Annotated in this window: 5 protein-coding genes; all 5 read right to left on the reverse strand. The window is 62.8% G+C overall.

Annotation, left to right across the window (positions count from 1 at the left end; translation table 11 throughout):
- On the reverse strand, positions 1-861 hold an 861-nt coding region (gene ribB, locus AC1D0P_RS20380), incomplete at its 3' end, for a 3,4-dihydroxy-2-butanone-4-phosphate synthase (protein ID WP_477678419.1).
- A 3-nt stretch (positions 862-864) separates the two neighbouring features.
- Complete coding sequence (locus AC1D0P_RS20385; protein WP_477678420.1) at positions 865-1,515, reverse strand: riboflavin synthase; 651 nt, start codon at positions 1,513-1,515, stop codon at positions 865-867.
- Between the two features lie 98 nt (positions 1,516-1,613).
- A complete protein-coding gene (gene ribD, locus AC1D0P_RS20390; RefSeq protein WP_477678421.1) occupies positions 1,614-2,738 on the reverse strand; it encodes a bifunctional diaminohydroxyphosphoribosylaminopyrimidine deaminase/5-amino-6-(5-phosphoribosylamino)uracil reductase RibD in 1,125 nt (374 codons plus the stop codon).
- A gap of 40 nt (positions 2,739-2,778) precedes the next feature.
- A complete protein-coding gene (locus AC1D0P_RS20395) occupies positions 2,779-3,264 on the reverse strand; it encodes a type IV pilin protein (RefSeq protein ID WP_477678422.1) in 486 nt (161 codons plus the stop codon).
- Between the two features lie 42 nt (positions 3,265-3,306).
- On the reverse strand, positions 3,307-6,001 hold a 2,695-nt coding region (locus tag AC1D0P_RS20400; protein WP_477678423.1), incomplete at its 5' end, for a pilus assembly protein.

Consider the following 6,001-nt stretch of genomic DNA (forward strand, 5'->3'; position numbering starts at 1 on the left):
GCCTTCGTCGGCGATGTGCTTGAGGCTCTGGTCCAGGCTCCAGGAATGCATGGGGCGGCCGGTTTCCAGCACGTCCAGCACCGACAGCGGCTCGTGGACACGCGCGGCCACAACGTCATCGGCGGACCATTCGCCTTTGACGAGGGCCAGGTGCAAGCCCTGGCTGGGCTTGTCGCGAAAGGCGTGGGCGGTGAACTCGCCGAAAGCGGTTTTCAGCGTGCGGCAGCCGATTTTTTCGACCAGGGAGTCGTTGCGGCTGCGGTGCTCGATCAGGTCGGCGATGGTGCCTATCTTCAGGCCGTGCTCGGCCGCGAACAGCAGCAGGTCGGGCAGGCGGGCCATGGTGCCGTCGTCCTTCATGATTTCGCAGATCACGGCGGCCGGCGAGCAGCCGGCCATGCCGGCCAGGTCGCAGCCGGCTTCGGTATGGCCGGCGCGCATCAGCACGCCGCCGTCCACCGCCTGCAGCGGAAAGATGTGGCCGGGCTGCACCAGGTCGCTGACGGTGGCGTCTTTGGCGACGGCGGCTTGCACGGTGCGGGCGCGGTCGGCCGCGGAAATGCCGGTGGTCACGCCTTCGGCGGCCTCGATTGAGACGGTGAAGGCCGTGGAATGCTTGGTGCCGTTGCGGGTCGCCATGGGCGGCAGTTGCAGCAGTTCGCAGCGCTCGCGGGTCAGGGTCAGGCAGATCAGGCCGCGGCCGAAGCGCGCCATGAAGTTGATGGCCTCGGGCGTGACGTGGTCGGCCGCGAGCACCAGGTCGCCCTCGTTTTCGCGGTCTTCCTCGTCGATCAGAATGACCATGCGGCCGGCGCGCATGTCGGCGACGATGTCTGCAACGGGGGAAATGGCAGTGCTCATGGTTCAGGGCTTTTTTAGGATGTTGTTGTGGGTGTCGCCCAGCATGCGCTCGACGTAGCGCGCGATCAGGTCGATTTCGAGGTTGACGCGGGAGCCGGCGGCCAGTTGGCCCAGGGCGGTGTTCTGCACGGTGTGCGGGATCAGGTTGATGCTGAGCTCCGTGCCTCCCTCATCGCCCGCCAGRTCGGTGACCCGGTTGAYGGTCAGGCTCACGCCGTTGACGGTGATGGAGCCCTTGTAGGCCAGGTATTTTCCGAGTTCGCGCGGGGCSAGTATGCGCAGTTCCCAGCTTTCGCCGACCTCGGCGAAATGCGTGACGCGGCCTATGCCGTCGACGTGGCCCGAAACGATGTGGCCGCCCAGGCGATCGTGGGCGCGCAGGGCTTTTTCGAGGTTGATGGGGCCGGTTTCGGCGAGGCCTGTGGTTTTGGCCAGGGATTCGGCGGAGATGTCGATGGTGAAGCGGTTGAGGGCGAGGTCCAGCGAGGTGGCCGTCATGCAGGCGCCGTTGAGGGCGATGCTGTCGCCCAGGCCCACGTCGTCAAGGTAACCCGCAGGCGTCTCGATGGTGAGGCGCTTGCCGTGGTCTGAAGAGCTGCCCAGGCTTTGGATGGCGACGATGCGCCCCAAGCCGGTAATGATTCCGGTAAACATGCGCTATTTTCGCAGGGAATCCGGCCCGGACGTGGGGAAAGGCCACTATTGCCCTGTAAATGCGGCCCAGGCCAGGCCCGGCGCAGGTAAAAAACCGTCTAGAACTGGTCCCGGCCAACGCCGCGGGCCAGCACGCGCAGGTCGGGGCCTATCCTCTCGACGGACTGGAATTGCAGGGGCACCGCGTCGGAAAGTTGCTCCAGGGGCCCAAAGGACGCCATGCCCAGGCCGGCGCCGAGCAGCTTGGGCGCGAGGTAGACCAGGAACTCGTCGACCAGCCCTTCGCGGACCAGGGAGCCGTTGAGCTTGCTGCCAGCTTCGACATGCAGTTCGTTGATCTCGCGCAGCGCCAGGTCTTTCAGCATGGCCGCCAGATCCACCTTGCCACGGGCGCCGGGCAGGCAGGTGACCGTGGCGCCTCTGGCGAGCAGGGCGGCCTCCTGAGGGGCGCCCTGGACGGCGGTGTAAATCCACACCGGGCCGCCGGCCTCGAAAATTTTCGCATCCACCGGCGTCTGGAGCAGGCTGTCGACGATCACCCGAAAGGGTTGCCGAAGTGTTTCCACCAGCCTGACGTCCAGCCTGGGGTTGTCCTGGAGCACGGTGCCTATGCCCGTCAGCACGGCGCCGGCCCGCGCGCGCCAGGCATGGCCGTCGGCCCGCGCTTCGGGCGAGGTGATCCATTGGCTCCGGCCGTTGTCCAGGGCGGTGGCGCCGTCCAGCGATGCGGCGATCTTCATGCGGACCCAGGGGGTCTTGCGGACCATGCGGCTGAAAAAGCCGATGTTGAGTTCTTTGGCCTGCGCGGCGCCGGCGCCCACGTCGACCGCTATGCCGGCCGCGCGCAGGCGCTCAAAGCCCTGGCCGGAAACCCGGGGATTGGGGTCCGCCATAGAGGCGACGACTTTTTTGATACCCGCGGCAATCAGGGCGTCGCAGCAGGGGCCTGTGCGCCCGTGGTGGGAACAGGGCTCCAGCGTGACATAGGCGGCGGCGCCTTCGGTGGATTGGCCCCGGGCCGCGGCATCGCGCAGGGCCATGATTTCCGCGTGGGGGCCGCCGGCCTGCTGCGTGTGGCCAAGGCCTATGGTTTGCCCGGCGGCGGAGACCAGGACACAGCCAATGCGTGGGTTGGGCGCTGCGCTGAGGGGCGCGTTGGCCGCGGCCTGCAGGGCAGCCTGGATGAATTCGAGGGTAGAGGCTGTCTGGATGGGCTGCTGCATGGTTTCCCGCTGCGGCCACATCAGGGACGGGCCTATGGTTTTAACGCCAGCATTCCGCGATCAAAGCGGTGGTCGCGCCTGCGACCGTGACGCCTTTGACACCCGCCTGCGTCAGGGTGAATCCGCCGCATTTGTCATTCGCCATGCTGGCTGTGGTCAAAGGACGCATGATAAGCGTGAACGTGCTCGCGGTGGCGCTGCTGGAATTGCCGCCGGTGTTGGAAATTTCATAGAGCTGGGTGCCGTCGGCGGGCGCCTTCATGAAGGAAGGCGGCAGGGTGGCCCAGATGGTCTGGGAACCGGTGCGGTCGGCGTCGTAGCGGTCGTTGGCCGCGTAGAAACGCTGCATGTACTGGGCGGCCTGCGAAAGCGCCGCTCGCGCCGCRGCGCGGTTGCCGCGCGCGATATAGCTCTGGTAGGACGGTATGGCGATCGCGGCCAGCACGCCGATGATCGCCACCACGACCATCAGCTCAATCAGCGTAAAGCCCGCCGAGCCGTCGTTTTTTTTCGATTTGGACATCATGAGTGATTCTCTTGGTAAAAGCAGCGATTTTCAAGCCTGATTTCAGTTGGCGCGCGGGAAGAGCTGGCGCCATGAGCGGTTCAGGACAGCGCCTGGGCATTCGCCGGGGTGGGCCGCCCGGTAGGCGGCGCTGCTGCAGTTGGCCGTCGTGCATTCGCTTGTATGGGCCGCAGCATAAGCCGCGTCGGCGCAGCTGCCGCATTCAGCAACATGGGCTACCGCATAGGCCGGGTTGGTGCAGTCCTGGGGCGGGGGCGCGCCCTTGGTGCGAATCGTGATAGAGCCGCTTGCAGTCTGAATGCTTCGGAGGCCGGTGTCTTCGCCCAGCGAGTTCCGGATAATGAGGACAACGTCGACGCCATCAGCAGGTGTGCTGAAGACGCAGACGTTCGCGTCCTTCCCGTCAATCTGTTTATCGCCATTTGTGTCCAGCGTGCCGCCCACACGGCAAGTCGCAGTGAATGGATTGATCGCGTAGGTCTCTCCTTTGCTTGTTGAGGCCAGGCAGCTCGATGCGCTGCTTTGGGGGGCAACCGTATCGATTTTGACTATTTCGTCTACTATGTTGATCTCTGAGATGGCGCGTTCACCGGTCAATGTATCTTGAGCCAGCTTCCAGCCCCGACGAGTGGACCAGTCAAGGGTGGTGACTGCCGGATTGACAAAACTGATCCCGCCGACGGAAGTAGCGCCGCCGCCATTGATTGTCTCGCCGGTGCTTGGATCGGTACCCCCTGTAGCGTCGGTCTGTTTAATACCTTCGAGTTGCGAGTCAGTAATGGAATCGGTACCCGTGGAGCCGAATGGCTTCCGGTCCCACAGGCCATAGACTTGCTGAATCGGCGTTGTTATGGAAGTGTCACCCGCCTCAAACAACTTGCCGGTACCCACGATCACTATATAGCTGGGCTTGAAACTAGGTTGGTCAGTCCGCTCAACGACAGCCGGTGCGGCTGTAATGGGCAAAGGTGTTACACCGCTGAGCGCGGTGAACAGCGCAACACCGCCGTTGCCAACGCCCCAAGCGGAGGAGGTAGCACCGCTCAGGTCGAATTTCCACAACCGGCCTTTCAGGTCGCCCGCATAGACGCCGATAATCTGCCGTTTGTCGTTGTAAACCACGCGCACACCTCCCAGCCCGTTGCCGGTCGTGTTGTCGGTCTGGATTTCCTTGAGCAGTTTGCCGGTGCCGGTCTCAACGACGAAGAGGCTGGCTTTCCCGGATTTACTGTCGTAGCCGTTGCCGAAGATGGTCACCCAGTCGCCGCTAACCGTGATGCCACTCTGGGCTTTAGTCAGGACATTGCCCAGTTCTGCGAACGAAGTCGTGGAGTTTCCCGGCATCACAGGAAATGCTGGGTCCGCATTGACCTCCCACAAGATCGCCTTGCCATTCATATTGAGAGCGTCGGTGGCATTCAGCGCGAAGACCGACTTGGCGCCAGCGCCAGCGGTACCCACGACCAGGTTGCGCCATCCTGTGGACGTGCCTCCGCCGGTCAGATTGGGGGTTGTTAAATAGGCGTCGACCTCCATCATCGGGCCGTCCACCATGTAAGTGTGGGCATAGGGATAGCCGCTATCGGTCAGGGCTTCGAGCTTTCCAAGTGCAGACCGTGGAATATAGCCAAAGACCTCCCGGCCGCCGATGCTTGAGCCGTAGCCTTCTCCAAATGCATGCACCATGCCGTCATTGGCCCCCACAAACACCACACCTTCGGTGCGGGCCGCCTTGCTGGCCATGTAGGCGGCATAGGTGGTCAAGCCTGGGGTAGATACTGGAAGCAGCTCAAACTGGGGATTGGTGTTGTTCCTGATGTAAGCGGGTGTCGAATTGACGAGGTCACCGAGAACCGTTGGACGTTTTCTCATGCCGGCACCTTCCTTGGTCCGCACGCCACGCAGGTAGTCGATCATGTCGGAGGTCACCGCATTGCTCATCTRCATGTTGGTATTGGTGCCCTTCAGGCTGTTGGCCGCCGTGGTGATGTTGGCATAGGTGAAGTCGAGGCCTTGCTTGGTTGCGTCGGTCCAGACGAAAATCTTCCGGGATGCTGGTACGGGCAGCGTGGTAACGCCTGTTGGCTGGCCGTTGCCGTCGGTGGCGACGACCTGCCAAACTACGGAGCCGCTGGTCAAATCTTTCATTTGCAGGTTGCCCCACCATGTGCCGCTAGTATAGTAAGGGATAAATTTCTTGGTGCCCGCGACCAGATCCGTGGCGGATGCCGCCACACCGGCTTGTGAAAACTGCTGGCTGGCGATACTGCCAATGACATTACCCAGGTCCGTTGTGAATTGGGCCGCGTCGGTTACCGTGAGGAAATCGCCACCGCCGTTGTGGGCCGCGTGGCGCATGTCGTCGATCGTCGTGACGGTATTGAGTACAGGGTCGGCCCAGGCAAGGGTGCCGGCCTTGGCACTGGTTACCTCCGCATCCGTCATTTTGCCCGGGGCGCCAAAGCTGACCATATAGCTGGTCATGTTTTGCCAGAATGGGGGGTCGGAGGAAGTGCCTTTCCCAAGGTCGTTCGGCAAATCGGGACGGAGATCGGTGACCCAGTACTTCAGGGCAATATCCGCCAGCGTGTCGGCAACGCCACCCGTCCCACTGACTCTGTCTGGTTTGCCTTTGGTTCGTGCGTCGGTTTTTTCGGTCGGTTTGTACTGGTATGTTTTGCTGTTATCCAGAGCATGGGTATATGCTGGTCCCACGGTCGCGTCGACATTACCTATG

Source organism: Polaromonas sp. P1_G2, from assembly GCF_056405515.1.

Excerpts from the sequence above, each read along its gene's own strand:
- ribD (WP_477678421.1), bottom strand. The coding sequence starts at position 2,738 with ATGCAGCAGCCCATCCAGACAGCCTCTACCCTCGAATTCATCCAGGCT.